The 14,510-nt window shown below is 64.4% G+C and carries 15 protein-coding genes; 7 read left to right on the top strand and 8 right to left on the bottom strand.

What is annotated here, in order from left to right:
- The first annotated feature begins 128 nt into the window (after positions 1–128).
- The gene (locus BLT08_RS13070; RefSeq protein ID WP_090307945.1) at positions 129–1,571 is read left to right on the top strand and encodes a response regulator; all 1,443 of its coding nucleotides are present in this window, start codon (positions 129–131) and stop codon (positions 1,569–1,571) included.
- A 113-nt stretch (positions 1,572–1,684) separates the two neighbouring features.
- Here BLT08_RS13070 and glmS read toward each other — a convergent pair whose 3' ends face one another.
- On the bottom strand, positions 1,685–3,541 hold the full coding sequence (gene glmS, locus BLT08_RS13065) for a glutamine--fructose-6-phosphate transaminase (isomerizing) (protein ID WP_090307942.1): 1,857 nt from the start codon (positions 3,539–3,541) through the stop codon (positions 1,685–1,687).
- Positions 3,541–4,716 (bottom strand): sugar phosphate nucleotidyltransferase, encoded by a 1,176-nt coding sequence (locus BLT08_RS13060; RefSeq protein WP_090307939.1) that lies wholly within the window; start codon positions 4,714–4,716, stop codon positions 3,541–3,543. The genes glmS and BLT08_RS13060 overlap by 1 nt, the downstream gene beginning before the upstream one ends.
- A 229-nt stretch (positions 4,717–4,945) precedes the next feature.
- Between BLT08_RS13060 and BLT08_RS13055 the strand changes: the two genes are divergently transcribed.
- From BLT08_RS13055 to BLT08_RS13045, 3 genes are all read left to right on the top strand, one after another.
- Positions 4,946–5,689: a DNA polymerase sliding clamp gene (locus tag BLT08_RS13055; protein ID WP_090307936.1), complete on the top strand. Its 744-nt coding sequence runs from the start codon at positions 4,946–4,948 to the stop codon at positions 5,687–5,689.
- 100 nt (positions 5,690–5,789) lie between these two features.
- Positions 5,790–6,470, top strand: coding sequence for a helix-turn-helix domain-containing protein (locus BLT08_RS13050; protein ID WP_090307933.1), 681 nt, complete (start codon positions 5,790–5,792; stop codon positions 6,468–6,470).
- Positions 6,471–6,682: 212 nt separating this feature from the next.
- The gene (locus BLT08_RS13045) at positions 6,683–7,006 is read left to right on the top strand and encodes a HalOD1 output domain-containing protein (protein WP_090307930.1); all 324 of its coding nucleotides are present in this window, start codon (positions 6,683–6,685) and stop codon (positions 7,004–7,006) included.
- A gap of 111 nt (positions 7,007–7,117) precedes the next feature.
- Here BLT08_RS13045 and BLT08_RS13040 read toward each other — a convergent pair whose 3' ends face one another.
- Complete coding sequence (locus tag BLT08_RS13040; protein ID WP_090307922.1) at positions 7,118–7,984, bottom strand: alpha/beta fold hydrolase; 867 nt, start codon at positions 7,982–7,984, stop codon at positions 7,118–7,120.
- A 160-nt stretch (positions 7,985–8,144) separates the two neighbouring features.
- Between BLT08_RS13040 and priL the strand changes: the two genes are divergently transcribed.
- Positions 8,145–9,227 carry a DNA primase regulatory subunit PriL gene (gene priL / locus BLT08_RS13035; RefSeq protein ID WP_090307917.1) on the top strand — a complete coding sequence of 361 codons (1,083 nt, stop codon included), beginning with the start codon at positions 8,145–8,147 and terminating at the stop codon, positions 9,225–9,227.
- Between the two features lie 31 nt (positions 9,228–9,258).
- Here the strand turns inward: priL and BLT08_RS13030 are convergent, their stop codons facing one another.
- Entirely contained in the window at positions 9,259–9,657 is a 399-nt protein-coding gene (locus BLT08_RS13030; protein ID WP_090307913.1) for a hypothetical protein, read from the bottom strand.
- An 80-nt stretch (positions 9,658–9,737) separates the two neighbouring features.
- A complete protein-coding gene (locus BLT08_RS13025; protein WP_090307909.1) occupies positions 9,738–10,001 on the bottom strand; it encodes a DUF7472 family protein in 264 nt (87 codons plus the stop codon).
- A gap of 265 nt (positions 10,002–10,266) precedes the next feature.
- Between BLT08_RS13025 and BLT08_RS13020 the strand changes: the two genes are divergently transcribed.
- A complete protein-coding gene (locus BLT08_RS13020) occupies positions 10,267–10,893 on the top strand; it encodes an SWIM zinc finger family protein (protein WP_090307906.1) in 627 nt (208 codons plus the stop codon).
- Between the two features lie 112 nt (positions 10,894–11,005).
- Here the strand turns inward: BLT08_RS13020 and BLT08_RS22590 are convergent, their stop codons facing one another.
- Positions 11,006–11,398 (bottom strand): hypothetical protein, encoded by a 393-nt coding sequence (locus tag BLT08_RS22590; protein ID WP_139171305.1) that lies wholly within the window; start codon positions 11,396–11,398, stop codon positions 11,006–11,008.
- A gap of 397 nt (positions 11,399–11,795) precedes the next feature.
- On the opposite strand from BLT08_RS22590, the gene BLT08_RS13015 reads away from it, so the two are divergent.
- Positions 11,796–13,649: an acyl-CoA dehydrogenase family protein gene (locus BLT08_RS13015; protein WP_090307902.1), complete on the top strand. Its 1,854-nt coding sequence runs from the start codon at positions 11,796–11,798 to the stop codon at positions 13,647–13,649.
- Positions 13,650–13,676: 27 nt separating this feature from the next.
- Here the strand turns inward: BLT08_RS13015 and BLT08_RS23035 are convergent, their stop codons facing one another.
- Together BLT08_RS23035 and hjc are read right to left on the bottom strand one after the other, a co-directional pair.
- Entirely contained in the window at positions 13,677–13,823 is a 147-nt protein-coding gene (locus tag BLT08_RS23035; RefSeq protein WP_175529312.1) for a hypothetical protein, read from the bottom strand.
- 124 nt (positions 13,824–13,947) lie between these two features.
- The gene (gene hjc, locus BLT08_RS13010; protein ID WP_090307898.1) at positions 13,948–14,466 is read right to left on the bottom strand and encodes a Holliday junction resolvase Hjc; all 519 of its coding nucleotides are present in this window, start codon (positions 14,464–14,466) and stop codon (positions 13,948–13,950) included.
- Positions 14,467–14,510 lie beyond the last annotated feature (44 nt).

The following is a 14,510-nucleotide window of genomic DNA, read 5'->3' as shown; positions in this document are numbered from 1 at the left end:
TTCAGGCTCGCTCTCCGTCTCAGAATCGGACTGATACTCGAGCTATCGTCGCCGGTTGATAGCGGCTCCATCCGCTCGAGTCGGCTCTCGCACCATACGTTCAAGCCCGCTGGCACCGTACGAATCGTATGGCAGTACCGACCGGCCGCCCGATCCGCGTCCTCTGCGTGGACGACGACGCCGCAATACTCGGACTTACGGCCGCGGTTCTCGAGAAGACGACCGACTCACTGGTCGTCGACACCGAGGAGGAGCCCGAAGGCGCCCTCGAGCGCATTCGAGAGCAGCGATACGACTGTATCGTGACGGACTACGAGATGCCGACGATGAACGGCATCGAACTGTTAGAGGCCATCAGAGAGTTCGACGAAAACCTCCCGGTGATCCTGTTTACCGGCTCCGGCTCCGAGGCGGTCGCGAGCGAGGCAATTACGGCGGGCGTAACCGACTACCTCAGGAAGGGGGGCGGAACGAACCAGTACGAACTCCTCGCGAACCAGATCACGAACGCCGTCTCGGGGTACCGGAACCACCGGGAACTCGAGTGCAAGAACGCGGCGATGGACGAGGCCCCGGTCGGAATCACGATCACCGATCCCTCGAAGGCGGACAATCCGATCGTCTACGCGAACCGAACGTTCACCGAGTTAACCGGGTACCCGCAGTCAGAGATCATCGGCCGCAACTGTCGGTTTCTGCAGGGAGAGCGGACGCGACAGGAACCTGTCGACGAGATGCGGGCGGCGATCGACGCCCGGAAACCGGTTTCCGTCGACGTCCGGAACTACCGGCGCGACGGGACGATGTTCTGGAACGAGGTGACGATCGCACCGATCGGTGGCAACGGGGAGTCGGGCCTGCACTTCGTCGGCTTCCAGAAGGACGTGACGCGTCGAAAGCTCGCCGAAGAGCGACTCAATCGGCAGAACGATCTGCTTAACGAGTTCGCGAGCACCGTCTCTCACGATCTCCGCGGACCGCTCGCCATTGCGACGGGCTACCTCGAGCTAGTCCGGGACCAGATCGACGACGACGTTCCGTATCTCGATGACGTCCAGGCGGCCCACGAGCGGATGGAGACGTTGATCGACGACATGCTGTCGCTGGCCCGAGCGGGGACCGTCGCCGCCGAAACCGAATCCGTCTCGCTGGCCGCGACCGCCAACGACGCCTGGAACGCGAGTCCGCACGTCGATTCGACCCTCGAGATCGAGGTCGACGAGCGGACGACGCTCCGCGCCGACGAAACCCGTCTCGTCCAGTTGCTCGAGAACCTCTTCGGGAACTCGCTCGTTCACGGAACGACCGAGGAGCACGACGGTGAGAAACCGACGGTAACCGTTACCGTCGGGACGCTCGAGGACGGGTTCTTCGTCGAAGACGACGGTCCCGGCGTTCCGGCGGCGGACCGGGACCTGATCTTCGAGCCGGGGTATACGACCGGCGAGGGAACCGGTCTCGGGCTGCGAATCGTGAAGGACATCGTCGACGCCCACGGCTGGGACGTCTCGATCGGCGAGGGACGGGCGGGCGGTGCCCGGTTCGAGATCACCGGCGTCGAGTCCGGCTGAGACGGTCTGCTGTACCGATGTACCGGTGGAACCGTAACCGCCCTCCGATCGTGCCGGAACTGACGGACAGCGCTCCGAACGATCGGTATCGTCGCGGATCGCGATCGGCGCGATCAGAGGACGGTGACGCTCTTCGCCAGGTTCCGCGGTTTGTCGATCGGTCGATCGAGCGCGTCGGCCAGCCAGTAGGCGACCAGCTGGAGTTGGACGTTCGCGACGATCGGCATCACCGCCGGATGCGTCTCGGGAACCTCGAGGACGTAGTCGGCGTGGCTGCCGACCGTCTCCGGCGAATCGGTCACCGCGACGACCGGCGCCCCGCGAGCCTGTACCTCCGTCACGTTCCCGATCGTCGCCGACGTCTTCTCCCGACCCGAGACGATCGCGAACACCGGCGTCGCCTCCGTGACCAGCGCCAGCGGCCCGTGTTTCAACTCGCCGGCCGGGAACCCCTCGGCGTGTCGGTACGTGATCTCCTTGAGCTTCAACGCGCCCTCGAGCGCGACCGGCGCGTTGTACCCCCGACCGATGAAGAAGTAGGCGTCGGACTCGAGGAACGCCTCGGCGACTGATCGGGCGTTCGAATCGTCCAGTACGGACTGGATGTGATCGGGAAGCCGCCGGAGTTCGCGAAGGTGCTCGCGCGAGGCGGACGAGGAGGGATCGGCGGTGTCGGCCAGCGCGGTCGCGAGCAGCGAGAGGGTGACCTGCTGGGAGGCGAACGACTTCGTCGCGGCGACGCTGATCTCCGGGCCCGCGCGGATGTAGAGCACGTGGTCGCACTCCCGCGCCGCGGAGCTGGCGACGACGTTGGTCAGCGCGAGCGTCGTGGCGCCGGCGCGGTTCGCCCCCCGAAGCGCGCGCATCGTGTCGGCCGTCTCGCCGCTCTGGGTGACGCCGACGACGAGCGTCTCCTCGTCGACGGGCAGCTCGTCGGCGTCGTACTCGCTCGCGACGAACGTCTGGGCGGGGATCCCCCGACGCTGGAGCAGGCGCTCGCCGAACAGTCCCGCGTGGTAGGACGTTCCGCAGGCGACGAACTGGACCGAAGAGGGGCTCTCGAGCCCCTCGAGTTCGGGGAGCGAGACGGTGCCACCCAGCTCTTCGATGCGACCGCGCAGACAGTCCCGAATGGCCCGGGGCTGTTCGGTGATCTCCTTTCGCATGTAGTGGTCGTAGCCGCTCTTGCCGGCGTCCTCCGGATCCCAGTCGATCGTCTCGATAGACTTCTCGACGACGGCGCCCGACTCGTCGGAGACGGTGACCGACGAGGGCGAGACCGCGGCGAACTCGCCGTCGTCGAGGTAGACGACCTGGTTCGTGTACTCGATGAACGCGGGGACGTCGCTCGCGAGGAAGTTGCCGTCTTCGCCAAGCCCGAGAACAAGCGGCGACTCGTGTCGGGCGACGTAGATCGTCTCGCAGCCGGGAAACACCGCCGCGATCGCGTAGCTGCCCTCGAGTCGGTCGATCGCCGCGCGAAACGCCGCAAAGCGGTCGACTCCCGCCGAACGCTCCTGATCGATGAGGTGGGGAACGACCTCGGTGTCGGTATCGCTCCGGAACTCGTAACCGGCCGCCGACAGCTCCTCGCGGAGTTCGCAGTAGTTCTCGATGATCCCGTTGTGAACGACGGCGACCGAACCGTTGGGGCTCGTGTGCGGGTGGGCGTTGACGTCCGACGGCGGGCCGTGCGTACTCCAGCGCGTGTGGCCGATTCCGGTCGGGCCGTCGAAGCCGTCGACGGCGTCGCTCCCGATCCAGTCGTCCGAATCCGTGCCGCCGTCGGTGAGCGCGCGCTCGAGTTCCGAGAGTTCGCCCTGCCGTTTTTCGACCGCGAGCGGGGCGTTCGCCACCGCGATTCCAGCCGAGTCGTAGCCGCGGTACTCGAGGTTCGAGAGGCCGTGGAGGAGTCGCTCGAGGACGGTGTCGTCCGACTCACCGCCGGCGTAGCCGATGATTCCGCACATCAGGAACGCACCTCGGTTTCGTCGTCGATCCGACCACGGACCGTCGTGCCGGCGGCGATCGTCGCGGTGGCCCCGACGATGGTCCCCGGCGCGTACGTCACGCCGCCGCGATCGGTGACCCGATCGGCGAGTAAGGCCCCGATCGGCTCGTCCTCGAAGAACCGGTCGCCGACGCGAACGTCCCCAGGGCCGCCCGGAACGACGGACGCGTGGCCGACGTCGACACCGATTCCGGTCACGCAGTCGACGACCGTCGCGTTGGCGCCGAGACGGCTGTCGGCGTCGATCACGCTCCGCTCGACGACAGCGTTCGAGCCGACGGTCGCGTTCTCGCCGAGACAGGTGTGTGGGCCGACGACCGCCCCGGGACCGACCTCGCAGTCGCGGTCGATCACCACCGGCGAGCGGATCGTCGCCGAGTCGTGGACGGTCGCGGAGGAGGCGACCTCGTCACCGATCACGCCGGTATCGAACAGCGCGTCTGAGAGATCGAGCAGATCCCACGGGTAGGTCGCGTCGAGCCAGTAGCTGTCCGAGACGGTGCCGCGAACCGTCTCGCCGTCTTCGATCAGCGTCGTGACCGCGTCGATCAGCGACGATTCGCCGTCAGTCGGCTCCGTTCGACGGATCGCGTCGAAGATCGACGGCTCGACGGCGTAGACGCCGGCGTTGAGTTTGTACGCCCGCTTGTCCTGTGGCCTTTCGACAAGCTCCGCGACGGTGCCATCGTCATCGAGAATCGCGCCGCCGTACTCGCCGATCTCCTGTCGTCTGACGAGACCGATCGTCGCGGCGGCGTCGACGTCGTGGGCGGTAGCGACGTCGTCGATGAGCCGGCTGTCCACGAGCTGATCCCCGTTGACGACGATCGTCGTTCCGTCGATGATCGACGACGCAGCGCGAAGCGCATGTCCGGTTCCGAGCTGTCGGTCCTGCCTAACGTACGTAAGATCGGCCTCGCGATAACTCGAGCCGAAGTACGACCGGATTCGGTCGCCACGGTAGCCGACGACGACCGTGATCGAGTCGATTCCAGCCTCGATCAACTGATCGAAGACGTGCTCGAGGATGGGCCTGGTTCCCGCCGGGAGCATCGGTTTGGGTCGATTCCGAGTCAACGGCCTGAGACGGGTCCCCTCACCCGCCGCGAGGACGACCGCAGAAGGGAGACTCATACCGAACGGGCGATTTCTCGGTATTTCGTTTGTGTCACCTTACTGCACGATAACGATAGACATACCCGGCTCGAAGAGTGATCGCTCCAAACGACCCCCACCGCCCACCCGTATCTCCGTTTCAGCGACAAACTCGAGGTTTCGATGCGGCGGTACTCGCCGCGTCGCCCGTGTCGCGCTCGCGCGTAAAGGGTGGCTTTTTATGGCAACCGTCCGTACCCCGAGCTATATGTTCAAGGCCATCGTGAGCGCGGCAACGCTCACCAGCGCGCTCGATTCGGTGAGCGTGCTGGTCGACGAGTGTAAGATCCACCTCGAGGAAGACGGTCTCGAAATTCGAGCCGTCGACCCCGCTAACGTCGGGATGGTCGACCTCTCGCTCGATGCGGCGGCGTTCGAATCCTACGAAGCCGACGGCGGGCTGATCGGTGTCGACCTCTCGCGACTCGAGGATATCGCAGGCATGGCCGAATCCGGCCAGCTCGTCCAGCTCGAACTCGACGAAGAGACGCGCAAACTCCACATCCAGATCGACGGGCTCGAGTACACCCTCGCGCTCATCGACCCCGACTCCATCCGACAGGAGCCGGACATTCCGGATCTCGACCTGCCCGCAGAGGTCATCCTCGAGGGCAAAGACGTCAACCGCTCGGTGAAAGCAGCCGATATGGTGAGCGATCATATCGCACTCGGCGTCAAGGAGGCGGACGAGTACTTCTACGTCGACGCGGAGGGCGACACCGACGACGTCCACCTCGAACTCACCCAGGAGGACCTGATCGACCTGCAGGTCGGTCCGGCCCACTCGCTGTTCTCGCTCGACTACCTCAAGGACATGAACAAGGCGATTCCCTCCGACACCGAGGTCACGCTCCACCTCGGCGAGGAGTTCCCCGTCAAGATCTACTTCGGCTTCGCGGAGGGACAGGGACAGGTCACCTACATGCTCGCACCGCGCATTCAGAGCGACTGATCGCGCCGCCTCGACGGAAAACCGTTCTTACGGTGGGAGTGTTTCTATTCGTTACTCGTATCACTGGATTTATTGGGCGCCGTCACGTCAGCGTGGGTCAATGGCAATCCTCGTCGAGTTCGCCGTCCCCGCCGACGAGTTTCCGCTCGGCTCGCTGTTCTCGGCGGTTCCCGAGGCGACGGTCGAACTCGAGCGGATCGTTCCGACGAACGGGGCAGTGTTTCCCTATCTCTGGATCAGCGGTGCGGACCGACACGACGTCACGGCCGCACTCGAGGCGTCGCCGCCCGCGGAGACGTTCACGCTGGTCGACGAGCTCGACGACGGCAACGTCCTCTTTCGAGCGGAGTGGGATCCGACGGCCAACGGCATCGTCAGCGCGATCGTCGACTCGAACGTCACGCTTCTCTCGGCGGTCGGCAAACGGAACCAGTGGCGGTTCAGACTCCGAGCGGACGACCACGACGCGATCAAACGGTTCCAGAGCCGGTGTCGGACGAACGACGTTCGGCTCTCCGTTCGCCGACTCCAGCCGCTCGAGTCCCGCGAGACGAACACCGAGCTGACGCTGGCCCAGCTCGAGGCGCTCGAGTTGGCGTTCGAACGGGGTTATTTCGACGACCCCAGACGGGCGACGCTCGACGACCTCGCGACCGAGCTGGGAATTACCCGACAGTCGCTCGCGGGACGGCTCCGTCGCGGGCACCGGAACCTGCTCGCCCGTCTGTTCGGAATCGACGAACAGGTGGCTCGACGCCCAACGTCGTTTTCGGCCGAGTAGTCACCGCGCCCCAGACACCGATAGGAGCCCTGGACGTCGATGGACGCCCGATCGGAGGATGGGAGCACAAGCGACCCGTGAGCGAGAACCGCAAACGGTGTGGAAATTACTCCAGTCGTAACTATCGTATCGAACTGATGTGTACGCACCGTTATTTAATGATACTACATAGTAAGGATACGACCTACCAGTCTCTCCAGAGTAGACGTCGTATGCCCTCCGCAGACGATCAGACGGACGCGTCAGAGGCGGCCGAACTCCGATACGTCGCGACGTTCGACCCCGAAGCCGGCGAGCGGGCGAGCGAAGCCGTCGTGACGGCCGTCGCCGCGCTCACCGGCGACGCGCCGGCGGAACTCAGCCCGCTCTACGAGGCCGTCGAACCCGACTCCCTCGACTCGCTCGTCCGGCACGCCCGTCGAAGCGACGACGCCGGCGTCCACCAGCTGTGGTTCACCTACGAGGGGTTCGACATCGGCGTCCACAGCGACGGGGAGATTCGAATCCGACGGGGACCCGTCGCAGCCGAGCCGTAACTCGAGTCACCGACCCTCGAGACGATGGGTCGCGGGTAGCCGGCCCTCGAATCCGCGGAAGCCGGATAACCGACCTCGAGCAGCCGAACGGAACCCCCGCCGAGCGCGCCGTCACTCGTGTTCGTCGAGAAACGCCAGCAGTTCCTCGTTCACGTCCGCCGCGTCCTCGATGAAAAACAGGTGCGAACCGCCCTCGAACCGCTCGAGTCGAGCGTTCGGAATCGCCTCCTCGAGCAGCGTCCCGTTCCCCGCGGGGACGACCCGATCGTCGGTCCCGTGGAGGACCAACGTCGGCACCCGAATGCTGTCGAGACGGTCGCTGACGTCGAAGTTCAGGACGGCGGCGGCCTGGGCCTCGCGGGCCGGGTCCTCGGCGTCCTGTTCGAGTCGCCACTCGAGGATACGGTCCATCAGGTGCGGATTCCGATTCGTGAACCGTTCGTTGAACGCGGGACGCATTCGATGCCGCAATTTTTCGCGCTCGGTGGCCCCCTTCGGCACGTCGAAGATGAACTCCTGTGTCTCCTCCGGGACGGGAACGGCGTCCGGACCGCCGTGGCTCGTACAACAGAGCGTGAGCGTCTTCGCACGGGTGTACTCGATCGCGTAGCGCTGGGCGATCATCCCGCCCATGCTCGCCCCGACGATGTGGGCCTCCCGGATGCCCGCGTCCTCGAGGACGGCCTCGAGGTCGGCCGCGAGCCCGCCGATGGAGTAGCCGGCCAGTTTGAAGATGAGCGGCGCGCGGAGTTTGCGGGGCAGTCGCGGGAGGACCGGCGGCAGCCCGGTGTCGGACTGGCCCGTTCCGCGGTTGTCCGGCGCGACCATGTCGTAGCTGTCGCGGACGGCCTCGCGCTGCCACCGCCACATCCACCGGCCGTAACCCAGTCCCTGCACGAAGACGACCGGCGTCCCGCCGTCCTCGCTCTCCTCGCGCTCGTAGTAGATCGACACACCGTCGCGTAGCGCCCGTGGCATACTCGGAGTGACGTATCGGATCCCCTTGAAATCGACCCTCGTTTGCGCTATCAGCACCGGGAGTGGCCGACGATCGAGCGATCCAATCGCCGGTTACCACCCCCCGTGATCCGACGAACAATCAGCGGGTTTAACCCCGCGCAGTAACATCCCATTACCGATGCAGCGACTGCACGCCCGGTACCCGTTCCTCGAGGCCGCCCGCGACGCGGTGGCGACGGAGGCCGTCGATCTGGCCACCGTCGTCGAGCAGGACGACGCGGTCGTCGACCGCGCTCGCGAGCGCGTCGTGGCGGCCCTCGAGGACGGCGAAACCGGTGAACCGCGGCGGGAGGCCCGCGTCGAGTTGCTCTCCTATCCGGTCGCGCGCGTGCTCGTCTCGATGGTCGAGGAGAACATCCTCGTGCGCAAGTACGCCCGCGCCGAAGCCGCGACGGCCTACGACCGCTTTACGGCCGACCTCGAGGAGACGACCGAACTCAAAAGCGTCGAGTCGACGGGGCTCGACCTCGAGACGCTCCTCTCGGAGTTCGACCTCCACGGCGACGTTCGGGAGACGTCCGGTGGCTACCGGATCGACGTCGGAACCTACCTGCCGCTGGCGGAGGACTGCTGGGACGACGAGTGGCGGCTCGTCAACCGCGCGTTGGCCGACGGCGAGGTGCCGGTCTCGGAGGCCGAACTCCTCGTCTTGCTCCAGGAGGCCATCCGGAGTCGGATCGAGGAGGGGCTTCCGTTCGACGTTCCCGAGGTCATCGCGACGGCGCTCGAGGAGGAGGAAGCCGAGATTCGGGACGTGCTCGCCGACCTCGAACTCACGCGGGAGATCGACACCGTCGTTCCGGACCTGTTCCCGCCGTGTATGAAGGCCCTGCTCGATCAGATTCAGAAGGGCGAACACCTCCCACACCACTCCCGGTTCGCGATCACCGCCTTCCTGGCGAACATCGGGATGACGACCGACGAGATCGTCGACCTCTACCGCGTGAACTCGTCGTTCGGCGAGGAGATGACCCGCTATCAGACCGACCACATCCGCGGCGACTCCTCGCCGACGGAGTACTCCGCGCCCTCCTGTGCGACGATGCAGTCCTACGGCGACTGCGTGAACAAGGACGATCTCTGCGAACGTATTCCACATCCGATGGCCTACTACGAGGAGCGGATCGACGACGCCGACGACGACGAGGTCGAAGACTGGCGTGACGAGAGCGACGAAGGGCAGGAAGCGAGCGGCGATTGATCGGGGCGAACCGGTGCGACCGAGCGCGCGACTATTTTTCGGGCTCCTCGGACAGTTCGTCTGCCTGTCGCTGAATGTCCTGTAACGCCTGCTCCTGTTCGCCACGAGCGAGACCCCCCGATTCGACGTGTCGACCCTCGTACTGCCAGGAGGGAATCGCGTCCCAGACGTCGGACTCGCCGTCGTCGGTGTTCCCGTCCTCGTCGTCGCCGTTCGTCTCCGTGCTCGAGCCGGCCGTCGACAGCACCACAACGACGCCGAGCACGATCAGCAGCGCCAGCGCGGCGCCGGCCAGCAGCGGATCGACGGCGCCGGTCATCCGCACGACCACCGACGAGACGAGGAGCACGAAGACGGCGGCGACGGCGAGACGCCGAAGACGACTCACCGACCCCGTTCGCGACTCAGCACTGACGCCGGAATTGTCCATATGTACTGTCATTTACAGGGCGTGAAAAAGATACCGCAGCGTCGTCGGATCCGTGTCCCCGCCGACGTGAACGACCGACTTCAGGCCGCGCTCTGGGCGTCCGGGTCGTCGTCCGTCTCGAGTCCGTCCTCAGGATCGTTCAGGACGAACGCGAGGGCGATGCCGACGGCCGTCAACAGGAGGATGAAGCCGACGATGGCCATCACGAGCATCTCCCCGCCGTCGGTCGACATGGCTTGTCCGTTGCCACCGTATTCGGAACCGATACCGATCATGACGCCGAGCATCAGGAGGACGGCGGCGACGGCGACGACGATTTCGATGATTCGCTCACGCTCGAGCATTACCGGATGGATTTCGGCGGACCGGGCAAAAGCGCTTCGAAGGGCGCGCCCCGAGGACCGGGTCCGACTCGGCCGACGATCCTCCTCGACAGCCCGGCATATCTCCACTCGAACTGAAGGGGTTCTCCGTCTAAGGCATATAAAGCAGCTGCCGGCAACTGCCGGCAAACGCGTTATATCGCTCGAACGCCTAGAATCTTCGAATAGCCAGCCGACTACAACAAAGCCGATCAGCAGCCGTTGATCGCACCGCTTCGACGCACCCATGAACACAACAGCGTCACCGAAAACACCACTGCCAGTACCGCCGAGCAACCGCCTCGAGGCGCGGGCGCGCCGCGCTCGCACCGAACCGATGTCCGTCCTCTCGCTAGGCGATGGCCTCTACGAGGTCGAATCGGCCAGCAACCACACCTACCTCGTCGACCTCGAGGGCGGTCGCTGCACCTGTCCGGATCACATCTTCCGTGAGGCTCGCTGCAAGCACATCCGCCGGGTCGCCATCGAGATCACCGACGGTCGAACGCCGCCGCCGGGCGAGGTCGCGGTTCCCTGTCACGACTGCGGAACCGCCGTCTTCGTCGACGAAGACGCGGCGAACGCCCCCGCCTACTGTGACGAACACGCGATCTGGCCGGGCAGCGCGGTCCGCGACCGCGAGACGGGCGACCGACTCACGGTCGTCGACGTCTCCGACCTGCGGGCTGACGCGGTCCAGATCGGCGCAGCCGACTGTTCCGTCGCCGACTACGGGACGAACGAGAACTACGAGCCAGACGTCCCCGTCGTCGGGGCCGTCTACCCCCATGCAACCGTCGCCACGAACGGCGTCATCCCTGGCTCGCTGAAGGTCTACGTCTTCCCGCGAACGCGACTCGAGAAGGCGGCGTAGCGTTCGCTTCGACAGTTCACAGTCGATCACACACTGTCTGTTGGACAGTCGTTGAACGTGTATGGGTCATCCGTTATACCAGTCGACCGTTGACAAACAAATTCGAAATATGCTAATCCTCAGCAATTTGAGTGTACAAACGTACATCATCGACAGCTTCTACAGTGGTAATTAATTCTATTTTGTTACCGTCTATGCCCTCGATTCCATCACTACTGAACGTGGCACTACCTCCACTATCGCTATCACCGACATGGATAGTGACCTTATAATCTCCTAATTTGGTCATCGTTTCTTCTTTGACCTCAACTGATGACGTAGAAGAGCCGTCAACCGCTTCGGTTTGATGCTCTTTTTCATAGACAACCGCTTCATCTTCTTCTATTGTCACGGTAACGCCGATATCTTCCGCTAAACGGTTCATAATCAATATTCGATGTAGTTTGAATTCAACAGTACTACTATCGGAAATACAGCCCGGAAGTACGGCCACGAGTCCAGTCACTGAGAGATATTTTCGTCGTCGCATGCTACGTACGTACCTTATTGTCCAATATATGTATAAAATCTATCCAATCTCGTATGGAACCGTAACTGACTCCCGTTGCAAAGGAGGTAACTTCTGGCAACCACACTACGTGAGCCATACACAGCACCATTAACACGCAGTTCTCGGGCAGTCTCGACCAAGACAAAGCGTTACCGCTTGCCACTCTCGTCGACGGTGTCTCCCCGTCACGACATCTGGGACGGATCATCACCCGCGTAGTAGATTGCCGTTTCGAACCGGCTAGACGGATACCTGCCGACGAACCATGTCACTCGAGCCCATAAACGATCGAAAACGAATCGGCCGTTGACTCACGACCGTTTTATTGAGACGCGCCAACAACTACCAGGCTATGAGCGACGGGATCGACCACGGCCAGTTCGCGGAGGGACGCCACGTCAACTACTGGAAGCTCGATCGCGCCCTCGAGCGCGAGTTGCGTCGAATCTACACCGACGACGAGTTCGAGTGGGCCGAGTCCCGGCTCTCGGAGTTCGGCGAGATCGTCGGTCACACGATCGCGGACAACGCCGATTACATCGACGATCACGGGCCGGAACTCGAGCCCTACGACAAACACGGCGAGGTCCAGAACCGCGTTCGTTACCCCGCCGAACAGCTCGAGAACGAGCGACTGGCCTACGAGATGGGGATCGTGTCCGACTCGTTCGAAGCCCCACCCGGCCGCGAGGAGCCGATGCCGCTCTCGCACAACCTCGCGATGCAGTACCTCTTGTGTTACGCCGACCCCGGATTCGACTGCCCGGTGGCGATGACCGCGGGCGCAGCGCTCGTCCTCGAGAAGTTCGACGACGGCGACCTCGCCGGCTACTACGAGGGGCTGACGAGCCGAACCTACGCGGACCTGCTCGAGGGCGCGATGTTCCTCACCGAAAAACAGGGCGGCAGCGACGTCGGGGCGAACGAAACGCGCGCCGAGTGGGACCAAGACGAGGAGTGTTGGCGCCTCTACGGCGAGAAGTGGTTCTGTTCGAATATCGACGCCGAGGGAACCCTCGCGCTGGCCCGAACCGAGGACGCCCCCGAGGGCACGCAGGGCCTCTCGATGTTTCTCGTCCCCCACGCAGACCCCGACGAGGCCGGTGACGGCCCCTACACGAAGGGCGACCGACTCGAGGACGGCCCGCTCGCACCCGACGAGGTGAACGACCAACTCTATCGGCGGCTGAAGGACAAACTCGGGACTATCGCCGTTCCAACTGGGGAAGTCGAGTTCACCGGCGCGAAAGCCCACCTCGTCGGCGAGGAAGAGAACGGGTTCAAGCAGATGACCGAGATGCTCAACGTCGAGCGGCTCTCGAACGCCGCCGCCTCCTGTGGAATCATCGGTCGCGTGCTGCTCGAGAGCAAGATCTACGCCGCGAACCGCGAGGCGTTTGGCGAGACAATCGACCAGTACCCACTAATGAGAGCCGATCTGGTCGACATGGCCGTCGACCACGAGGCCGCGATGGCGTACACGTTCGAAGCGGCGCGGCTGTTGTCCGAACGCGAGCGGGCCGAACGCGGCGCAGATTCGGCGGAGGGCGATACCGACGCCGAGGACACCTACCGCCTGATGCGCCTGCTGGTGCCGATCGCCAAGGCGCGAACGGCGCGAATGGCCGTCGACACCGCCTCCTACGGGATGGAGATTCACGGCGGCAACGGCTACGTGAACGACTTCGTCACCAACCGACTGCTCCGGGACGCACAGGTCCTCCCGATCTGGGAGGGCACCGAGAACATCCTCTCGCTAGATGTGCTCCGGGCGCTCGAGCGCGAGGACGCCCACGAACCGCTGTTCGAGGCGATCGAGGACCGACTCGAGACCGTCTCGCACCCGGCGCTGGCGGACGCCGCCGAGACGGTCGAAGCGGAGTACCACGACCTCGCGGGGGCGCTCGCAATGCTGGCCGGCGCGGACGGCGAGTACGCACAGCTCTCGGCCAAGCGCCTCGCCCACTACGTCTTCGACGTCTTCACCGGCGCACTCCTGCTCAAGGAGGCCCAAACGAAACTCGACGACGGAAACGGCAGGATGGCGCTCGTGGCCCGGCGGTTCGTCGCGACCGAACTCGAGACCCCCGACGCGAGGGGGATTGCGAGCGGCGACCGGTTCGCGCTCGAGGCGTTCGAACCGATCGTCAGGGGGGCGTCGGTCGATCCCGAAACGCTCTCGGAGCCGATGGCGGCGGACGACTGACCGGCTCTGCCGACGATCGAGGTATCGTCAGTCGAGTTCGGAGCCGTCCTCCGAGTACTGTAGTTCGACCCCGTTGTCGACGAGCACGTTCCACCACACCCACCAGAACGCCAGGTACAGAACCGAGGCCCCCGCTGCGAACGCCAACATCGGCTCGGCTGGTGGGAGTGTCATGGTACACGCCTCCGTCGCGTCTCGAGATTGCGGCGTACTCACGTCTTCGAGACGGGTGTGTGAAAGACACACACGGTCAAATAGCTTCGCCCCACCGCAGCCAGTGACGGTCCGTTTGACACCCTTATTCGAGCATTTCGGCGGCCTCTTCTACCTCCATCACGCCCTGTTCGACGGCGTTGAGCACGCGGAGAACGTCTTCGTCCGGCCCGTCGTCGTCGTCACCGACCTCCGCGAGCGTCACCTTCTCGCTCTCGCCGACGAATTCGGCGAAGTCGGTGCCGTCGGCGATGGCCGTCTCCTTCTTGACGCGGTAGTTGCCGCCGTCGGTCACGTAGAGGTCGCCGGGGTGGAAGAAGTACCAGTCCTCGCGGTCGAATCGGACGCCGATGCGGGGTTTCGCACCGAAGTTCCGGGAGAAATAGATCAGCGCCTCCACTTCCTCGCCGGTGAGATAGATGGGGTCACCCGAACTCGATTTCGCTTCGATCGCGTAGAACTGCTCGCCGTCGCCCGCGAGGACGTCCGGCAGTTCGCGTTCCGTCGCGGAACCGCTCGCGGGTGCACGCATGACCGCGAACCCGGCCTCGTCGAGCGCGTTGACGAGTTCCCGTTCGCGTCTGTCACCCTTCGCCTGAGACATACACGCTCTCACCCGCCGGCCCTAATAAAGGGAGGGAGAACGCG

This window comes from Natronorubrum texcoconense, from assembly GCF_900100335.1.
GTDB classification, from domain to species: domain Archaea; phylum Halobacteriota; class Halobacteria; order Halobacteriales; family Natrialbaceae; genus Natronorubrum; species Natronorubrum texcoconense.
The sequence above is the reverse complement of the archived record's forward strand: the minus strand, read 5'-3'. Positions and strand labels throughout refer to the sequence as shown.

Coding starts and splice junctions, on each gene's coding strand:
- BLT08_RS13070 (WP_090307945.1), top strand. CDS start 129: ATGGCAGTACCGACCGGCCGCCCGATCCGCGTCCTCTGCGTGGACGAC.
- glmS (WP_090307942.1), bottom strand. CDS start 3,541: ATGTGCGGAATCATCGGCTACGCCGGCGGTGAGTCGGACGACACCGTC.
- BLT08_RS13060 (WP_090307939.1), bottom strand. CDS start 4,716: ATGAGTCTCCCTTCTGCGGTCGTCCTCGCGGCGGGTGAGGGGACCCGT.
- BLT08_RS13055 (WP_090307936.1), top strand. CDS start 4,946: ATGTTCAAGGCCATCGTGAGCGCGGCAACGCTCACCAGCGCGCTCGAT.
- BLT08_RS13050 (WP_090307933.1), top strand. CDS start 5,790: ATGGCAATCCTCGTCGAGTTCGCCGTCCCCGCCGACGAGTTTCCGCTC.
- BLT08_RS13045 (WP_090307930.1), top strand. CDS start 6,683: ATGCCCTCCGCAGACGATCAGACGGACGCGTCAGAGGCGGCCGAACTC.
- BLT08_RS13040 (WP_090307922.1), bottom strand. CDS start 7,984: ATGCCACGGGCGCTACGCGACGGTGTGTCGATCTACTACGAGCGCGAG.
- priL (WP_090307917.1), top strand. CDS start 8,145: ATGCAGCGACTGCACGCCCGGTACCCGTTCCTCGAGGCCGCCCGCGAC.
- BLT08_RS13030 (WP_090307913.1), bottom strand. CDS start 9,657: ATGGACAATTCCGGCGTCAGTGCTGAGTCGCGAACGGGGTCGGTGAGT.
- BLT08_RS13025 (WP_090307909.1), bottom strand. CDS start 10,001: ATGCTCGAGCGTGAGCGAATCATCGAAATCGTCGTCGCCGTCGCCGCC.
- BLT08_RS13020 (WP_090307906.1), top strand. CDS start 10,267: ATGAACACAACAGCGTCACCGAAAACACCACTGCCAGTACCGCCGAGC.
- BLT08_RS13015 (WP_090307902.1), top strand. CDS start 11,796: ATGAGCGACGGGATCGACCACGGCCAGTTCGCGGAGGGACGCCACGTC.
- BLT08_RS23035 (WP_175529312.1), bottom strand. CDS start 13,823: ATGACACTCCCACCAGCCGAGCCGATGTTGGCGTTCGCAGCGGGGGCC.
- hjc (WP_090307898.1), bottom strand. CDS start 14,466: ATGTCTCAGGCGAAGGGTGACAGACGCGAACGGGAACTCGTCAACGCG.